The following is a 17329-nucleotide window of genomic DNA, read 5'->3' as shown; positions in this document are numbered from 1 at the left end:
TTCTGCACGCGGCAGGCTGAGCCGGTCAGCTGAAAGTGTCTCCTGATCGAGACTCATCAATGGCTTCGTGTGAGCCATCCGGGTGCCGATAGAGCTTGACGCCTTCGTGCAGTGCAGTTGACTGCATGCGGGCTTCCGAGCTGTCTTCGGTGTATCCGACCTTCTCTCCCTGACCGATATTCACGCTGGTGAATCGTTTGGCCAGGCGGCTGATCGGGTTGGTGGAATTGTGTGATCTCTTCACTTCTGCGGTCATGATGATTCGCCCCACTTCATCGCAGATCCAATGGACTGATTATAGCTCTGGCGGGTGAGAAAGCGCCGAGGAATCTAATCAGAACGAGCTGGCCGATGCCGGTGAATGAAGCGATAGCCGATGAGATCCGCGAGGGGCACCCGAATGCAGGGAACCGGCCGTATATCGATAGGGTGGAGCCATGAAGTCCGCTCCTCAGCTCGCATCGGCGTTGACCGTGGCGCTTGCCCTCTCACTCAGCGGGTGCAGCACCGATGATTCCGATACTGGTGACATCGAAGCGGGCCAGAGTGCCGAGGTGCCCGGCAGTGATTTCGACACCACCGATGCGCTCGGTGACTTCTTGAGCGAGACCATCGACGAGGTTCATGTGCACCGAGAGTCCGAGAGCAATCCGGACTTCGACCACGATAGAGACGCCGACCGTCTGCACGTCGAATTCCCCTCTGCAGGGATGTTGCACACCGACCAGAAGGCCACTGCCGATGCGGTTCAAGGTGCGGGCAGCGCCGAGTTCGACTATGACGTGCTCATGGTCACCGGCACCACCGACACTGGCACTTGGTCATACATGTTCAGCACCGACACCGTGGATGAGCTGACAGCAGGGGACTCGGTCGTCGAAGCCGACACCGTGTGGGACTCAGCAGATCAGGACTTCGATTCGGTACATCGCTGAGGCAGGCCACGCAGGTCTGACGCTGCTTGGGCTCCACCTCAGTTGAGGTGAAGCCCAAGCAGTACATCGTTAGGCGGATCAGGCTCGCGGGTCGACGATGATCTTCACATGATGCTCATTATTGTTGATGAGTTCGTCGAAGCCTCCGGAGACCAGTTCATCAAGCCCGATGCGTTTGGTGATGAACGGAGCAAGGTCGATCTTTCCGCTGCGCACGAGTTCGATCGTGGACGGGTGGTCACCGGAGTAGCCGATAGTCCCTCTCAGATCGATCTCTTTGAGCACAAGCTTCGGCATATCGACTTCTGGCTTGTGGCCCCAGATGGAGACGTTGACGATCACCGCTCCCGGGCGAACTGCGTCGAGCAGCATGTCGAGGACGACTGGTACCGATGAGCACTCGAAGCCGAGGTCTGCGCCTTGACCGTTTGTGCGTTCACGGACCTTCTCGGCTACGTCGCCTTCTCGTGGATCCAGGACTTCGTCGGCAACTCCGGTCGACAGCGCCATCTTCTTCCGCGCCTCGGAGAGCTCGGAGATGTAGACGGTGAGACCTTCCGCCTTGAGCACGGCAGCGGTGAGCAGTCCGATGGGGCCCGCTCCGCCGACGATGGCGACCTGACCAGGCTTCGCGCCGGATCGGACGACCGCATGGTGGGCCACGGAGAGCGGTTCGATGAGGGCAGCCTGATCGAGTGGGATGTCACCGATCGGATGGACCCACCGCCGCTGAACGACGATCTTTTCGGACAGACCACCGCCGCCACCACCGAGCCCGATGAAGTTCATGTCCTTCGACAGCTGATAGTCCTGCCCGATGCTCGTATCGACATCGTCGCCGATGATGAGGGGCTCGACGACGATATTCTGGCCCACTTCAAGATCAGTCACACCCTCGCCGAGGCTGGTGATCGTTCCTGAGAATTCGTGTCCCATGGTCACCGGTGCGGATTCGCCGGAGATCGGATGTGGGTGTCCTTCGGGCGGGACGAAGATCGGACCCTCGAGGAATTCGTGCAGGTCGGTTCCGCAGATTCCGCACCAGGCTACGTCAATTGCGACAGTTCCGGGCTTCAGCTCAGGCTCGGGAATGTCTTCGATGCGGATGTCATTGCGATCATGGAATCGTGCTGCCTTCATATGAGTCGGCCCTTTCGTCATTGAGAGCGAAGCCGGTCTGACCATCAGCAGAGATCATCGGTGACTTGCGAGGGCCGTGGCTCCTAGCCGAGACTCTACTTCGCGACATCCGAACTGTATTGCCGCCTTATCGTCTCGTGAGAATCTTTGCGCTCGGGCGGCAGTCGGAGTCTCTCCTGCCACCAGAACCGAACCGAGGGCACGTTCGGCAAGGCTCCACTGCGATGCACAAGTGGCCCTAGTAGCGCCGCTCATCGCTAACGACAGCTATGTCTGCGACCTCAGAGCGCAGCTGCTCAAGGAGCCGATCGCCTTCTTCCCAATAGTGCTGCTCGTTCTCAGCTGAGTCCCACTCGAAACTTGTACCGTGTGAATCCCTGAAGTGTGCGTTCCAGAACCTCATCAACTCCCTCAGCCCGGATGAAAGTCCATCGGACAGGTCGTAGTCACTGGGGTCCATTGCATATTGGTCGGTGCCGCTTTCCCATAGCGGATGCTTCCGCCCATGATCGGGAAAGTACCTGATCTCGCGCAGTTTCCTGCCCACCGCTACTTCTCCACCACTACACCATCGGGGTCGGCGAAGACCATGGCGCCGGGGCGAATCGTGGCGCCGCCGATCTCGAGGGTGACGTCGAGTTCTCCCTCGCCGGTTTTGGCACTCTTGCGCGGGTTGCTGGCCAGGGCCTTGATGCCCAAGCCCATGGACGACAGCGCCACTCGGTCGCGGACGGCTCCATTGATGACGACTCCGGCCCAACCGTTGCTCACAGCGAGCTCGGCGATCATGTCACCCATCAGGGCAGTGGCGATCGAGCCGCCGCCGTCGATGATGAGTACGGCACCATCGCTGGGCTGGGACAGCGTCGACTTCGCCAGTGCGTTGTCCTGGTAGCAGCGAACGGTTCGGGCCGGACCGGAGAATGAGTCCTTGGCGCCGAAGTCACCGAAGTTCAGGGCAATAGATTCCAGCTCTGGTCCGCGTTCGTCCCAGAGATCGGCGGTCGAGACTGTCATGGTGGTGTCCTCCAGGTAGGTGAGTCACGCAAGCGGATTGTTTGAGAAGACGTTCGTCGTTGGCTCCAGACTATGCGAATGCTCCGGCCCGAGCATAGAGTCCAGGCACTCCACCCGAATGGATGAAGACCACGTGATCGTCGGTCCCGAACCGTCCCTGCCGGACCAGGTCGATGAGACCTGCCGCGGCCTTCCCTGTGTAGACCGGGTCAAGGAGAATTCCCTCGGTCTGGGCAAAGAGCCGCACGGCTTCGACCATCTCTGGGGACGGCAGGGCGTACCCGGTACCGAAGTAGTCGCCGAGGCCGAGACTGCGTTCGCGGGGGACTGATGGAAGTTCAAGGAATGAGGCCACCTCGTCGACGAGGCCCACGATCTTCGGCTCCTGCTCCTCCTGCGAGCGGCTGACGTTGATGCCGACCACCGGAATCTGACTGCCGGCACTGTGCAGGCCGACGATGAGTCCGGCCTGCATCCCAGCAGACCCACTCGGGGTCACGATCGACGAAACGTCCAGGCCCACCTCGGCGAACTGGGTGAGCAGCTCCTGCGCACAATCGACATAGCCCAGGGCACCGGTGACGTTCGAGCCACCGACTGAGATGACATACGGATTGCGCCCCTGAGCCTTGAGCTCGCCAGCCAACTCGTGGGCGCGAGCAATGAGGTCACTGCCGTTGGGATGGACTTCAACCGAGTCCGCGCCGAGGAGGTCGAAGAGCAGGAAATTGCCCGTGTGCTCCGGAGGATTCCCGCCAGCGTCTGCTGGGATCGGCGCACCATCGGAACCGAGGTCTTCTTCGAGGACCAGGTGGCACTCGAGCCCTTCACGCCTGGCGGCAGAGAGGGTGAGTCGACAGTGGTTGGACTGCACTCCGCCTGCGGTGACGAGGGTGTCGGCACCCTGGGCCAGGGCATCAGCGATGAGGAACTCGAGTTTGCGGGTCTTGTTCCCGCCTTGGGTCAGTCCCAGCTGGTCATCACGCTTGATCCAGATCTGCGGCCCGCCCAACTGCCTGCTCAGACGCTCGAGATGGTCAAGCGCGGTGGGTCCGTTGGTGTACCGGCGGCGGGGCAGTGTGTTGAGGTCAGCCATGGTTCCCGAGTCTACTTGCCACCGGCCTTGTGAAGGCTCAGAGAGACGGGTGGGTGGCGTCCTTGAACTGGACATGGTGAACAGCCGGATGCAGGCCATGTGTGGCGCCCTCATTGTTGACGCTGAAGGTCAGCAATTCTTTGGTGACCTTGTTCTGGTAGACCACGGAGGATGATTCCCCGGCCCCGTCGGCGGCGATGCGATCCCACTGCGTCGCAAACACGTCACCATGCTCAGACAGTGCTTTGACCACGCCGGGCGTGGCATACTCGTTGACTTCCTCCTCGGAGCCGACACCCCACGCCTTCACAAGCGCATCCGCGTAGCCGGAGGCATTCGTCGGATGACCATCACTGTGCGCGCCGACGGCAACACTGACCTCAGAGCTCGACCCGGAATCTGCTGGGGAGTGCGTTGCAGCCAGCGCGGATGCGCCGGTCATCCCGACTCCGGCGATTCCGGCGAATCCTGCGATGGCCAATGCTGCTGCGTGCTTGCGAATGGTGGTGGTCATGGCGTCCTTGCCTCCTGCTGGTGACCGACAGTGCTGGTGCCTGTCAGAGATAGTCATCGATCACGATGATTATCGTCATCGCAGGTGAGCGACGAACAACGGTCCCTGAGAAAACGCTCAGTGACTGTTGCAGTTCTGCGAACTTCACGTTGCGATGAGATCGCAGCTTTGAGATATTCACATGGATCTTTGTGGAAAAGGCGATTCAGGACTTCGACAAGGAGGCTTTCAAGGACGATGTCGAAATCGGATCGTGATCAAGATTTTTCGGTCGAAGCCACCTCGGCGGGGGAGACCTCCGATTCATCGGTCGTATCGTCATCGGATTTGTCCATCCAGTCCTTCCCGTCCAGGACGCGGGCAACCATCATGGAACTGGCCTGGTCGCCGACCGCGTTGACGGTGGTGGCCGGGGGATCGATGACGGTGCCGATGATCTGGATGATGGGCAGGGCTGCGGCGGGGAACCCGTAGAGGGTGATGATCATCAGCTCGCCGATGAACCCACCCGAGGGGATTCCGGCCATGACCATCCCGGCCAGCAGTGCCACGGCGATGCCGATGAGAATGTTGCCCGGGGTGAAGAAGTCGCGGCCGAAGACGGCGAAGAGGAAGGCGATCTTGAGGATCGCGGACAGGCTCGAGCCCTCCATGTGGATCGTCGCCCCGATCGGAATGATCGTCTCCCGTATATCGCGGGGCACGCCGATGCGCTTGCCGGCTCGGAGATTGGCCGGGATCGCCGCCACCGAGGAGGACGTGCCCAAGGAGATCGCAGTCGGTTCGATGATGTTCGACCAGAACGCAAAGATCCCGCGCCGGCCGCCGGCGAGGAAGGCATAGAGGGTGAAGGCGACGACGAAGTAGACGATGGCCACGGGGTAGTAGACGAGAAAGGCGCGGACGTAGTCACCGACCAGCTGTGCTCCGAGCTCACCGATCAGAGCTGCGAAGTAGGCGCCCAGGCCGATCGGGGCGTAGTACATGATGATCGAGGTGAACTTGAGGAAGACCTCGGAACCGGAGCGGAGGAACTGGGCGAAGGGTTTGCCGACTGCGCCGATCTTGGAGGTGGCGATGCCGACGATGACGGCGAAGACGATGAGGGCGAGCATGTGCTCGGCGGAGAGGATCTTCGAGAAGTCGTCAACGACGAAGGTCGACACGAGCTGATCGCCGAGCGACCCGACCTCTTCGACGTCCTCCGGCTGTGTCATCTCGACCTTGACGCCCTCGGTGGCGTTGGTGATCCACAGGGCCGCGATCATGACGATGGAGGAGACGATGCCGGTGATGGCGAAGATGCCGAGCATGCAGCCCAGGATCTTGCCCAGTCGCGTGGCCGAGGACATGCCCGCCACCGCCGAGGAGATGGAGAAGAAGACGAGTGGGACGACGAGGGTGAACATCATGTTGATGAACAGGGTGCCGAAGGGTTTGATGACCGCGGCCCTCTCGCCGAAGATCAGCCCGATGATTGCGCCGATGACGACGCCGGTGAGGATGAATAGCGGGAAGCGGTAGCTGGCCAGGATGCTGCGAAGTCTCGACGAGGATCTGGGCGAGGCGGGCGGCTGAAGCTCGGAGTCGGCGGGGGTCGACATCTGTCCTGCCTTTCAACACGAGGGACATGGGAAGTGCCACGACATGAGGGTGGCTACGCAGATCCTAGTCCGCCCGAGAACAGGAAGTGCGCTTGTCTCAGCGGCGGTTCGACCACCAGGACGGATGAGCCAGAACGGGGGTTTCACCGAATCGATCCCCCTGTTAGCGTGGCGGCACAAGCGGAATGCTTCTGTCGTTCCCGCAGATCCTGTCCCGGGGCGACGAGGCATTCGCACAATCCGAGGAAGGAGAATGATGACTGTAATCTCACCATCGACAACCAAGGATCTCTACCCCACTCGATCCGGCGAGAAAACCGAAATTCTCGACCGCAGGGGTCCGATCGCATTCGGTTCGGCCGAACAGGGCCCCCTCGACGCGGCGACGCTGCAGCATTACGACGACAAGGGGTATCTCACCATCGACGAGCTCATCACCCCGAATGAGCTCGAGACGTTCCGGGCCGAGCTGCACCGTTTGGCCAACGATCCGACGATCAAGGACGACGACGCGACCATTGTCGAGGCGAAGTCCAACGAGGTCAGGTCGATCTTCGACATCCACCGCAGCAACGAGATCTTCCGCAAGATCGCCAATGATCCGCGGGTCATCGCCCGCGCTGAACAGCTGTTGGGGTCCGAGGTCTATATCCACCAGAGCCGCATCAACTACAAGCCCGGTTTCGTCGGCAAGGAATTCTCCTGGCATTCAGACTTCGAAACCTGGCACGCCGAGGATGGTATGCCCGAGCCGCGTGCCGTGAGCCTGTCGTTGTCGCTGACCGACAATTACTCGTTCAACGGGCCGCTGATGATCATGCCCGGATCGCATCAGCGCTACATCAGCTGCGTCGGCGGCACACCGGAGGACAACTACAAGAAGTCGCTGGTGATGCAGGGTGCGGGCACCCCTGATCCGCAGACGCTGAGCGACTTCGCCGATGAGTACGGCATCGACGTCCTCGAGGGGCCCGCCGGCGGTGCGGTCATGTTCGACTCCAACTGCATGCACGCCTCGAACGGCAATGTCACACCGTATTCGCGGTCGAACATCTTCATCGTCTACAACTCGGTGGAGAACACGTGCGTCGAACCCTTCGCCGCACCGAAGCCGCGGCCCGAGTTCGCCGGCAGCACGGACTTCACTCCCGCCGGTTCCTGAGGTCCCTGGACCGCCTGATGGAGCAGGCATGCTCAGAAGCCCGGCACCTGGTCGTTCAGGTGCCGGGCTTCATCCTTGCGTGGCGGGTCAGCCGTCTGAGTCGGACTCGGGAGTCATCTTCGTTTCGTCGACCGCCTCGTGCGAGCCGTCCGGGTGACGATAGAGCGTCACACCTTCGTCCTCGGCAGCGGCCTGAGCATCCTCTTCGACATTGTCCTGGACGTATCCGGGAGTCGATCCGTACGAGACGTCGGGTCCGCTGGCCCTCGAGGCCGCCTCATCGAGTCTGCTGTTGATCTCATCGGCCTTCGTCTGCAGGTTCTGATCATCGTTCATGTCCCAACACCTCGCATTGCGCAGATCGTACTTGGTTCTCATGCTACTCCGGGAGGCTCCGGCTCAGTAGGGGACTGATGCTGTCGCCGTCGCTACCGGGCGATTGTGTCCGAAATGGTTGACGAAAATCACGCCGTTGCCGTATCGCTGGGGCGATTGAGCGCGCATGATGGTGATACCAGGTTCGAGCACTGATTTCCGAGGGGAGGTGCAGCCATGTCTGAGAATCACCAGCCAGAGAACGGGCAGGACGAGTCCTCAACCTCCCCCGCCGAGGCGACCGAAGGTTCCGCTGAAAGGTCAGAATCCGCGCAGAGCCGACACGATCACGACGACAAGATGGTCGACGAATGGGAAGACGAATCATTCCCCGCCAGTGACCCGCCAGGACACTACTGACCGGGTTCACACTTGAAATGACGAGCGCTGTCGCAGAGGATCGGAAGTTCGATCCTCTGCGACAGCGCGCCTTGTCATCTCCGGCGTTGACTGCCGAGGGCCGGCGGCAGCGAGACGCCGAGCTCGGGAGTCAGTCAACGGTGCCACGCCGTTCTTATGGCAGAATCGGCTCCGTAGACCATTACGCCCGCAGTGAAGCCGGCGACGAGCGACGAACACCTTCTGAAGAGGACAAATATGCAGACCTGTGACGTGGATTCGCCGAGGCCGTCTCTCTTGGGACAGCGGACTGTATCGAGAGCTGTCGGCGCTGGGATGTTCGCGCTGGTGATTGGACTTTCGGGCTGCTCAGGTTCCGAATCCGCCGTTGGTGGGTCATCTGGTGACAGCACTGAAGACAGCGCCCAGAGCAATTCCTCGGCGGCCGGGACAATGTCTCCGGACGACCAGATCGCATATGGATGCCAGTTGGCCGACAAGGTGAAGACCGACTTTCCAGACAGCCAGGCATGGACAGATTCTCCCCCAGAACTCGGCGAGGATCGGGTTCTTTCTGAGCTGATGTCCATTGGCAGTCTGTTCGGTGGGGCTGCACCGATGGGTGATCCCGTAGACCAAGAAGTGCAAGATCTGGGCCGTGAGCTCGTCGGTGCCGTGAATACGCTGCAGAGGGACCAATTCGGGCCCCTCGTTGATTCGACGATCTCTGTCTGCGGAGACTTTCTGTCGACGAGCTACGAAGGTCAGCCGTCTGCCGCGGACACCTCCGAAACGGGACAGACGGTCTACGGGTGCCGAATTGTCGAGCAGACGCTTGAACAGTATCCCGATGCGGCGGCGTGGGAGTCCGAGGAACCGAAGTTCGGCGACGACCCTGTGTGGAATGAGGTGGCGGCTGCAGGAGGCCTGTTCGGCAGTGGGGGAGGCGGTACGAGCGAACCGGTCGACGCTGAGCTGGAGAAGATTGGTTACGAGCTCATCAGTGACGGGGCGACGATGGACACCGACGGTCTCTCCACGTCGCTCGACCAGGCACGCGAAAGCTGTTCCAACTTCGACGCGTGACCGCTCGAGGTACGAATAGGGCCACCACCGGCGACTACGAGGAGAGACCTGGATGAATGCAGTGCCCGGGAAGCCGACCGGCACGCCCCCAAACGAAATCACGCCTCCGGAACTGGCGTACCTGGCGACCATCGACGTTGAAGTGGAGGCACCGATCATGATCGGCAATACGGTCGACGGGCTGCGCAAAATCGTCCCGATCCGCGGCGGCCGAGTCACCGGACCAGAACTCAACGGCACAGTCCTCGACGCCGGTGCCGACTTCCAGCAGTACCCGATCGACACCGTTGCCTACCTCGCGGCAGACTATGTGCTGAAAACCGATGACGGGCACCATGTTCTCGTGGAGAACCGTGCGCTGCGCACCGGCAGCACCAGCGACCTGAACAAACTGATGAACGGTGAACACGTCGATCCCGAGAGAATCTACTTTCGGTGCGTACCCCGCCTGAGTGCTGACCGGTCCGGTCCCTATGCCTGGATGAGCGAGGTCCTGTTCATTGGCTCCGGAGTTCGCAGCCCCAACGGTGTGAGGATCGATATCTCCCAGGTGCTGTAACGCTCAATCCTCCTCTGAGGTCCACACCTCACACCGCAGCGCCTTCCCGAATCTCCGGCTTCCGGTTCGCCTCGACGTCGACTCCGCGCATACCCAGCAGCACGACCGCCGCCAGGAGGAGGACAACACCGACGAAGACGTAGATCGCCTGCGGACTCCACCCACCGTCGAGCATCGCACCCGTGGCTGTCGGGGCGATGATCGCGCCGAAGCGACCGATGCCGATTCCCCAGCCCACGCCGGTCGAGCGCAGGGAAGACGAGTAGGACTGCGGAGTGAGGGCGTAGAGGCCGGCGATGCAGCCGTTGCTGAACATTCCCACCAGCACACCGACGACGATGACCAGCACGATCCACTGCGCGGTGAAGATGAAGACGGCCATGAGGATCGCGGCCAGCACGGAGAAGCTCATCAGCACCGAGCGGGTTGACCAGCGTGAGGTGAACAGTCCGAAGGCCACGGATCCGATGGCTCCTCCCAAGGTCAGTCCGACGGTGACGATCATCGACAAGGTGTCGGTGAGCCCGGATTCGTTCATGAGGCGTGGGGTCCAGGAGTTGACGAAGTAGAAGCCGAACATGACGATGAAGAACGTTGCCCAGACGACGAAGGTGACACGGCGATTGCGACGGTTGAATAGTGCCAGTACACCGGAATCGTCCGCCTTGTTCTCCTGCTCCGCGGTCGTGGCATTCAGATCAACAGGCTCGGTGTGGCCCAGCCGGCGGGCGATCAGCGTCAGCTTCTTCACCGCGTTCTCCGGTCGCCGGTTGTAGAGATAGGACGGCGATCCGGGGACCAGCAAGAGGACGAGCACCAGAGACAGCGTGGCCAGGCATCCACCGAGGATGAAGACCGAACGCCATCCGGAGGTGGCGATGAGTGAGACCATCACCGATCCGCCGAGCGCCGCACCGATTCCGTAGCCGGCGGTGTAGATGCTGATGACCAGGCCACGACGCTTGCGTGAGGCGTATTCGGCGCAGATGACATTGGTGCCCACGAGGATGCCGCCGATGCCCAGGCCCGTGACGATGCGCCAGATGCCCAGTTCCGTCGCCGAGGTGGCGGTGGCGGAGAGGAAGAGACCGCAGATATTGACGATGAGAGCAATGATCGTCATGTTCCGTCGTCCGATCCGGTCGGCGACCGGTCCCAGGGTCAGGGCACCGATCGCCATCCCGAGCAGCGCGGCGCTCATCACGAGACCGAGAGCCGTTCCGGACAGGGAGAACTCCTCACTGACCTGGTTCGAGGTAAACGAGATGGCCAGGACGTCGTAACCGTCGAGGGCGTTGAGGAAGGTGCAGATGCCGACGATCAGCCACTGATAGGTCGACATTCGAGAGGTGTTGAGTCGTTCGCGCAGGTCCACCGCGTACTCCGATTCTGTGGTGAGATAAGCATCCGCATCGTTGCAAGATGCCTATGAAGATAGGTAAAACGTGATGATGGGCACATTATCAGCGCCGAGATGCTCGGGCAATGGTCGTCCGTGCCTCCGCGCCAGCGAGCGATGTCAATAATCAAGTTACCTATGGACATAGGTAAATGCCTATGCGTATAGTGATTTCACGAACCCACCGCAGTGTTCATGAAAGGAATCACCACGTGGAGGCATCGACCGCAACCAACGTCTTGGACGACTTCTCGCTGGAGATGACCGGCAAAGACGTCCCCGGCCTCCAGCAGGCCGCCCACGCGATTCCCCAGGGAACACGCGTCAACATCACGTTCCTCGGCAATGAGAACCTCGAGATGCGCCTCGAGGCGGCGAAGGAAGTGCTCGAACTCGGGTTCGTCCCCGTGCCCCACATCTCGGCTCGCAGACTGAAGTCTGAGACCGAGCTGCGCGAGTTCCTCGACGCTCTCCAGCAGGCCGGAGCCAGTGACCGTGTCTTCGTCGTCGGGGGAGACCCCGCGACCCCTGAAGGTCCCTACCCCGATTCGCTCTCGGTCATTCGCACAGGCATCCTGCAGGAATACGGTGTGGCCGAGGTGGGGATCGCCGGCTACCCCGAGGGCCATCCCGACATCAGCACCCAAACCCTGTGGGAGCACATGTCGGCCAAAAGCGCATCGCTGACGGAACAGGGGCTGGGCCAAGTCGTGCTCACCCAGTTCGCCTTCGACGCCGAGGCAGTCGTGGCGTGGGTCCACGAGGTGCGTGGCCACGGCGTCGAGGCCGACATCCGCATCGGCACGCCAGGGCCCGCAGGCATCAAGCGACTCCTGGGCTATGCTCGCCGCTTCGGAGTGGGCACCAGTGCGGGAATCGCGAAGAAGTACGGGTTCTCACTGACGAACCTCCTCGGCACAGCCGGACCGGACAGATTCCTCACCGATCTGTCCTCATATGAGTCCATCACCTCGGCGACATCAGGGGTGAAGACCCACTTCTACACCTTCGGCGGACTCGCGGCCACAGCCGAATGGGTCCAGGACTTCACCACACAGGCATAACAGCGATACCCGACGACCCAGCAAGTCGCCACTCCACAGCAGCACCCACACAGCGACAAGAACAGAGAGGTTCATCGACCATGACCGACAATCTCCAGCAGATCCTCGATTCGACCAATGCCGTCGACCACCTGCGCAATTCGCAGATCGGCTCCTACATCTACCCGGTCGTCCCCGCCGACTTCACCAACTGGATCAAGGAACAGAAGGCCTGGCGCGAAACTGCAGTCCTCTGCGACCAGTCACACCACATGGACAACGTGTTCCTCAAGGGCTCCGATGCCATCAACCTGATCTCTGACACCGCGATCAACTCCGTGGCCAAGTTCGCCGTGAACAAGGCCAAACAGTACGTGCCCACCACCGAATCCGGCCACGTCATCGGCGACGGCATCCTCTTCCATGAGGCCGAGGACGAGTACGTGTACGTGGGGCGCTCGCCGGCATCGAACTGGCTGCTCTACCACGGTGAGACCGGCGGCTATGCGAACCTCGACATCGAGGTCGATCGCCGGTCCCCATCGCGGCCATACGGCCACGCCGTCAGCCGCCGCTACTACCGCTTCCAGATCCAGGGCCCCAATGCCTGGGCGATCATCGAGAAGCTCAATGGTGGCGAACTGGAGAAGCTGCGCTTCTTCAACATGTCGACCATGACCATCGCCGGCAAACAGGTCCGCACCCTGCGCCACGGCATGGCCGGTGCCCCCGGCCTCGAGATCTGGGGACCTTACCAGGACCATGATGAGATCAGGGATGCCATCGTCGAGGCGGGCGCCGAGTTCGGTCTCCTGCCCGTCGGTGCGCGAGCCTACCCATCGAACACCCTGGAGTCGGGTTGGATCCCCTCGCCGCTGCCGGCCATCTACTCCGGTGAGGCCGAGCGTGGATACCGCGAATGGCTCGGCGCTGACAGCTATGAAGCGACCGGCACACTGGCCGGGTCGTTCGTCTCCGACAACATCGAGGACTACTACCTGACCCCGTGGGAGCTCGGCTACGGGTCGTTCGTGAAGTTCGACCACGACTTCATCGGCCGCAGCGCGCTGGAGGCCATGGATCCGGCAGCGCAGCGCAAGAAGGTGACGCTGGCCTGGGACGCCGACGACTTGGGTGAAGTGTTGGCCTCCCCGCTCAACGTCGATGGACCGAATTACAAGTACTTCGATCTGCCCTTGGCCAACTACGGTTCGGCGAACTATGACTCGGTCATCGACGCCGATGGCAATGTCGTCGGGTTCTCGATGTTCACCGGCTATTCGGCCAATGAGCGCCGAGGTCTGTCCTTGGCCACGGTCAATCCCGACGTTCCCGAGGGTGCTGAGCTCAAGGTCGTCTGGGGCGAGCCCGACGGTGGTACCTCGAAGGCATCGGTCGAGCCCCATGAGCAGACCGAGGTCGGCGTCGTCGTCAGCCCCGTTCCGTATTCGACCGTTGCACGTCAGACCTACCGTGGCGGGTGGCGCACCGGCCAAGACGCCTGAGAGTTGTAGTCTGAAGGGGCCCGGGCAGAGCGCCCGGGCGCCTCGCTGATTCACAGAATAGGAACCACGATGAGTCTCCGAAGTGCACTCCTGGCTCTGCTGCGCATCGGCCCGATGTCCGGCTACGAGCTGCAGAAGCAGTTCTCCCAGTCCGTCGGCCACGTCTGGCATGCCCCGGATTCGCAGATCTATCCGGAACTGCGGAAAATGGCGACGGAAGAGCTCATCGTCGCCGAGGAGCAGACCCGTGGATCCGCCGGAATGCGCCGCGTCTACCATGTCACCGAGGCGGGGGAGCGTGCCTTCACCGACTGGATGAACGGCCCACTGAAGTACCAACGCACACGAGATGCCGCCCACCTGCGAGCCGCCTATCTGGAATCAGCCGACCAGGCGGCTGTCTACGCATTCCTCAATGAACATATCGCTCACTGGAAGAGTGAGCTGCAGGTCTGGGAGGACGAGATCGCTACGATCGAGGCACTCGAATCCCCGATGCTCAATCGCCGTCTGGCGGTCACCGCCGATGCGGACCGTGAAGTCACCATCGCCTACAAGAAGTTCGCCTACGAAGGTTTGGCCGCTCGTGCCCGCAGTGAGATCGAATGGGCGCAGCGGGGGCTGAAGCTCAGCAAAAGACTCGAGCGCACTGCCGCAGGGAGTTCGCACTAGGGCGAGATCGAAGCCGCTCACAGAGTTGCAGCGAGGAAGGTCTTCCTTCGCTCCCGGTCCAGGAGCCGCTGGTCGAGCGTCGTCAGGATTCGCAGGAACAGACCACCGGCGATGAGGCCGCCGACGAGGTCGGTGATCCAGTGCCACCCGAGGAGGAATGACACCACGACGGAATTCATGGCGATCGCTGCCACGACCCAGCTGAGTCCGTGCACGACTCTTTGGGAGGCGCCGCTGTAATGGGCGATCAGGTAGACAGCTGCCCCGTAGATGAGGATCGCTTCGGAGGAATGCCCAGAGGGGTAGCTGATTCCACGATCACCCAAGTCGAGCAGACCACCTTGGAAGAACCTCGGATCGTGCAAGGTCGTCGACGGCCGTGCCAGGAGAACTTTCAGACCCCCGACGCCGATGTAGAACGCTGCTTCCGTTGCCAGCGCGAATCCGATCGGACGCCAGGATCGGCGTCGATACGCGAGGGTGATCGCCACGGCCGCCAGCACAGGCAGACAGACTGCTTGCCCGGCGATGCGATCCAACACGTTCTGTGCGAACCACACCAGATCGGGATTGAAGAGATAGAGCCAACGCCGATTGAGTTGGTAGTCCAGTACTCGTACCGGCCCGGCGGCGAGGACGGTCAGCACGATGAAACCCAGCGTCAAGACCCAAATTGAGGTCGCCTGATCCAGCCACCCCTTGCTCTGAGCCCGCAGTCTGTCACGATCGGAGGGAATGCCAACCGGATCATCAGACGCCGTATGTGAATCGACAACCATCATGGGAAAGTCTAGTCCGTCGCAAGTGCTGCTGTTGACACTGCTGTAGTTCGGGAACTGCCTCAGCCCTGTCATGTTGCAGATCGAAGACGTCGCCCATTCCAAGGAAGTTCATGAGGCGTTCAGTGCAGATCCCGTGCACGGTGACGAATCAGCGCCCTGGGGCGACCAGCAGAACCATTGGCCCAGTGACAATGATCACGTAGCATCAAGTATGGACGTCGTCGACTTTGTTCCTGAACACAATCAATTCGTCTACACCTTCGGCGGCTGCCGGCCGGCAGCCGCGATCAAGCCCGGTACCACCCTGCGACTGTGGTCCGAGGACGCATTCAACCATGCAATCACCTCAGCCACCGACATTCCAAGCACGGTGCTCGATCCGCGGCGTCTCAATCCACAGACCGGCCCTTTCTATGTCGAAGGGGCCGAACCTGGGGACACGCTGGCTCTCCACATCGTCGACCTGACCCCGGCTCGTGGTTGGGGTGCTTCCGCCATGATTCCCTTCTTCGGCGGGCTGACCGCCACTGACAGGACGAGCCTGCTCCACGATCATCTTCCCGAAGGCGTCTGGATCTATGAAATCGACTCCACCGCGCAGACCGTGGGATTCCAGACATGCACGGGCGATTTCGAAGTCGCCCTGCCGATCGAACCCATGCTCGGAACCGTTGGGGTGGCCCCGGCCGGCGGAGAGGTGCATTCCTCTCTGACACCCGAACGCTTCGGCGGAAACATGGATACCCCGGAGATGAGAGTCGGGACGACTGCCTACTTCGGTGTGAACGTTGAAGGTGCCATGTTCTCCATCGGCGACGGACACTACCGGCAGGGCGAAGGTGAAGCCTGCGGTACTGCAGTGGAGGGAGCGATGAACTCGACGATCATCGTCGATCTCATCAAAGGCGGTGCTCCGGCGTGGCCGCGTCTGGAAGACGACGCTCATTGGATGGTCGTCGGATCCTCCCGACCGATGGAGGACTCGTGGAGGATCTCCCAAGTGCAGATGATCCAGTGGCTCGGCGAGCTCTACGGGCTGGACAGGATGGACGCCTATCAGCTGCTCACCCAGATCTCGCTGGTCCCCGTCGCCAATGTCGTCGACACCAATTACAGCGTGATGACGAAGATCGCGAAGTCCCTGCTGCCGGAGCGGAGCGCGTTCAACGGGATGCACGCGGACCTCCGCGATCGTGCTCGCTCTTTGGTCTGATCCCAGACAGCGAACTCAGAACCCGCGAACGTCGAAGAGAAAGGGTCTCACCATGGACTTGAAGATCAGCGGAAAGTCAGCAATGGTCACCGGAGGCACACGCGGTATCGGGCGTGCCATCGTTGAGGCTTTTCTGGCCGAGGGCGCAAACGTGGCCTTCTGCGCACGAAGCGCCTCAGAGGTCGCCGAGGCGGAAGAGTCTTTGGCTTCGAAGGGTAGGGCCCTCGGCACGGTCCTCGATGTTCGAGATGCCACGTCTCTGTCCGCATGGGTTGATGCCACAGTCGCAGAGTTCGGCACCATCGACATGGTTGTCAGCAGTGTCAGCGCCTTGGCGATTCCGGACACCGAGGAGAACTGGTACGAGTCGTTCAACGTCGACATGATGGGCACGGTCAACCTGTCCAAACTCGTCATTCCCCATTTGGAGATGAGCGATGTGGCGTCGCTGATCTCCATCTCGAGTGTCTCGGGGCGTGAGGCCGACTTCGCATCCGGGCCGTATGGCACGATGAAGACCGCGATCATCGGCTACATGGCCGGGTTGGCTCTCAGCCTGGCTGACAAGGGCATCAGGGTGAATACGGTGTCGCCGGGCAATACATATCACGAGGATGGAGTGTGGCCGGGAATCGAGACGAACGATCCTGAGTTGTTCTCGTTCGCGCTGGGTCTGAACCCCACAGGACGTATGGGAACACCAGCGGAGACAGCTGCCAGCGTCGTCTTCCTATCCAGTCCTCTGTCGAGCCGGACGTCTGGGGCGAACCTATTGATCGACGGAGCATTGACTCGCGGGATCCAGTTCTGAAATCAGTGTGATCGTTCAGTCGTCATCGGACTCGTCGCGTGGGGCTTGGGTTTCATCGTCCTTGCGATCCTCGGCGT

The 17329-nt window shown here is 61.3% G+C and carries 20 protein-coding genes; 10 read left to right on the top strand and 10 right to left on the bottom strand.

Annotated features, from left to right (window positions below; genetic code table 11):
- Positions 1–25: 25 nt before the first annotated feature.
- Entirely contained in the window at positions 26–256 is a 231-nt protein-coding gene (locus BAUR9175_RS06895) for a hypothetical protein (protein WP_101556655.1), read from the bottom strand.
- A 181-nt stretch (positions 257–437) separates the two neighbouring features.
- Here BAUR9175_RS06895 and BAUR9175_RS06890 point away from each other — a divergent pair, with 181 nt between their 5' ends.
- Positions 438–935, top strand: a complete 498-nt coding sequence (locus BAUR9175_RS06890; protein WP_101583335.1) for a hypothetical protein — start codon at positions 438–440, stop codon at positions 933–935.
- A gap of 78 nt (positions 936–1013) precedes the next feature.
- Here BAUR9175_RS06890 and BAUR9175_RS06885 read toward each other — a convergent pair whose 3' ends face one another.
- The 6 genes from BAUR9175_RS06885 to BAUR9175_RS06860 all read right to left on the bottom strand — a co-directional run bounded on the left by BAUR9175_RS06885 (position 1014) and on the right by BAUR9175_RS06860 (position 6306).
- Entirely contained in the window at positions 1014–2075 is a 1062-nt protein-coding gene (locus tag BAUR9175_RS06885) for a 2,3-butanediol dehydrogenase (protein WP_096158537.1), read from the bottom strand.
- Between the two features lie 238 nt (positions 2076–2313).
- On the bottom strand, positions 2314–2622 hold the full coding sequence (locus tag BAUR9175_RS20045) for an immunity protein CdiI family protein (protein WP_096158538.1): 309 nt from the start codon (positions 2620–2622) through the stop codon (positions 2314–2316).
- A gap of 2 nt (positions 2623–2624) precedes the next feature.
- Entirely contained in the window at positions 2625–3092 is a 468-nt protein-coding gene (gene rraA, locus BAUR9175_RS06875) for a ribonuclease E activity regulator RraA (RefSeq protein ID WP_096159559.1), read from the bottom strand.
- A gap of 70 nt (positions 3093–3162) precedes the next feature.
- Positions 3163–4188 (bottom strand): D-cysteine desulfhydrase family protein, encoded by a 1026-nt coding sequence (locus BAUR9175_RS06870; RefSeq protein ID WP_101583333.1) that lies wholly within the window; start codon positions 4186–4188, stop codon positions 3163–3165.
- 37 nt (positions 4189–4225) lie between these two features.
- Positions 4226–4702: a hypothetical protein gene (locus tag BAUR9175_RS06865; RefSeq protein WP_101583331.1), complete on the bottom strand. Its 477-nt coding sequence runs from the start codon at positions 4700–4702 to the stop codon at positions 4226–4228.
- Positions 4703–4959: 257 nt separating this feature from the next.
- Positions 4960–6306 carry a dicarboxylate/amino acid:cation symporter gene (locus BAUR9175_RS06860; RefSeq protein WP_180959214.1) on the bottom strand — a complete coding sequence of 449 codons (1347 nt, stop codon included), beginning with the start codon at positions 6304–6306 and terminating at the stop codon, positions 4960–4962.
- Positions 6307–6559: 253 nt separating this feature from the next.
- On the opposite strand from BAUR9175_RS06860, the gene thpD reads away from it, so the two are divergent.
- Complete coding sequence (gene thpD / locus BAUR9175_RS06855) at positions 6560–7468, top strand: ectoine hydroxylase (RefSeq protein ID WP_371860654.1); 909 nt, start codon at positions 6560–6562, stop codon at positions 7466–7468.
- An 87-nt stretch (positions 7469–7555) separates the two neighbouring features.
- Here thpD and BAUR9175_RS06850 read toward each other — a convergent pair whose 3' ends face one another.
- The gene (locus tag BAUR9175_RS06850; RefSeq protein WP_009884778.1) at positions 7556–7804 is read right to left on the bottom strand and encodes a hypothetical protein; all 249 of its coding nucleotides are present in this window, start codon (positions 7802–7804) and stop codon (positions 7556–7558) included.
- Positions 7805–8020: 216 nt separating this feature from the next.
- On the opposite strand from BAUR9175_RS06850, the gene BAUR9175_RS06845 reads away from it, so the two are divergent.
- The 3 genes from BAUR9175_RS06845 to BAUR9175_RS06835 all read left to right on the top strand — a co-directional run bounded on the left by BAUR9175_RS06845 (position 8021) and on the right by BAUR9175_RS06835 (position 9827).
- Positions 8021–8203, top strand: a complete 183-nt coding sequence (locus BAUR9175_RS06845) for a hypothetical protein (RefSeq protein WP_009884779.1) — start codon at positions 8021–8023, stop codon at positions 8201–8203.
- 468 nt (positions 8204–8671) lie between these two features.
- Positions 8672–9268 (top strand): hypothetical protein, encoded by a 597-nt coding sequence (locus BAUR9175_RS06840; RefSeq protein ID WP_133067130.1) that lies wholly within the window; start codon positions 8672–8674, stop codon positions 9266–9268.
- A gap of 52 nt (positions 9269–9320) precedes the next feature.
- Positions 9321–9827 carry a DUF3237 domain-containing protein gene (locus tag BAUR9175_RS06835; RefSeq protein WP_009884781.1) on the top strand — a complete coding sequence of 169 codons (507 nt, stop codon included), beginning with the start codon at positions 9321–9323 and terminating at the stop codon, positions 9825–9827.
- A gap of 28 nt (positions 9828–9855) precedes the next feature.
- Here BAUR9175_RS06835 and BAUR9175_RS06830 read toward each other — a convergent pair whose 3' ends face one another.
- Positions 9856–11169: an MFS transporter gene (locus BAUR9175_RS06830; RefSeq protein ID WP_257944289.1), complete on the bottom strand. Its 1314-nt coding sequence runs from the start codon at positions 11167–11169 to the stop codon at positions 9856–9858.
- Between the two features lie 269 nt (positions 11170–11438).
- Between BAUR9175_RS06830 and BAUR9175_RS06825 the strand changes: the two genes are divergently transcribed.
- The 3 genes from BAUR9175_RS06825 to BAUR9175_RS06815 all read left to right on the top strand — a co-directional run bounded on the left by BAUR9175_RS06825 (position 11439) and on the right by BAUR9175_RS06815 (position 14446).
- A complete protein-coding gene (locus BAUR9175_RS06825) occupies positions 11439–12290 on the top strand; it encodes a methylenetetrahydrofolate reductase (protein WP_009884783.1) in 852 nt (283 codons plus the stop codon).
- An 80-nt stretch (positions 12291–12370) separates the two neighbouring features.
- Entirely contained in the window at positions 12371–13774 is a 1404-nt protein-coding gene (gene ligM, locus BAUR9175_RS06820) for a vanillate/3-O-methylgallate O-demethylase (RefSeq protein WP_101583325.1), read from the top strand.
- Positions 13775–13843: 69 nt separating this feature from the next.
- Entirely contained in the window at positions 13844–14446 is a 603-nt protein-coding gene (locus BAUR9175_RS06815; protein ID WP_009884785.1) for a PadR family transcriptional regulator, read from the top strand.
- 17 nt (positions 14447–14463) lie between these two features.
- Here the strand turns inward: BAUR9175_RS06815 and BAUR9175_RS06810 are convergent, their stop codons facing one another.
- Positions 14464–15111: a phosphatase PAP2 family protein gene (locus BAUR9175_RS06810; protein ID WP_226829742.1), complete on the bottom strand. Its 648-nt coding sequence runs from the start codon at positions 15109–15111 to the stop codon at positions 14464–14466.
- Between the two features lie 187 nt (positions 15112–15298).
- Here BAUR9175_RS06810 and BAUR9175_RS06805 point away from each other — a divergent pair, with 187 nt between their 5' ends.
- Positions 15299–16441 carry an acetamidase/formamidase family protein gene (locus BAUR9175_RS06805; RefSeq protein ID WP_009884787.1) on the top strand — a complete coding sequence of 381 codons (1143 nt, stop codon included), beginning with the start codon at positions 15299–15301 and terminating at the stop codon, positions 16439–16441.
- Positions 16442–16493: 52 nt separating this feature from the next.
- Positions 16494–17252 (top strand): SDR family NAD(P)-dependent oxidoreductase, encoded by a 759-nt coding sequence (locus BAUR9175_RS06800; protein WP_096158545.1) that lies wholly within the window; start codon positions 16494–16496, stop codon positions 17250–17252.
- Positions 17253–17329: the final 77 nt, after the last annotated feature.

This window comes from Brevibacterium aurantiacum, from assembly GCF_900169065.1.
Lineage (GTDB): Bacteria > Actinomycetota > Actinomycetes > Actinomycetales > Brevibacteriaceae > Brevibacterium > Brevibacterium aurantiacum.
The sequence above is the reverse complement of the archived record's forward strand: the minus strand, read 5'-3'. Positions and strand labels throughout refer to the sequence as shown.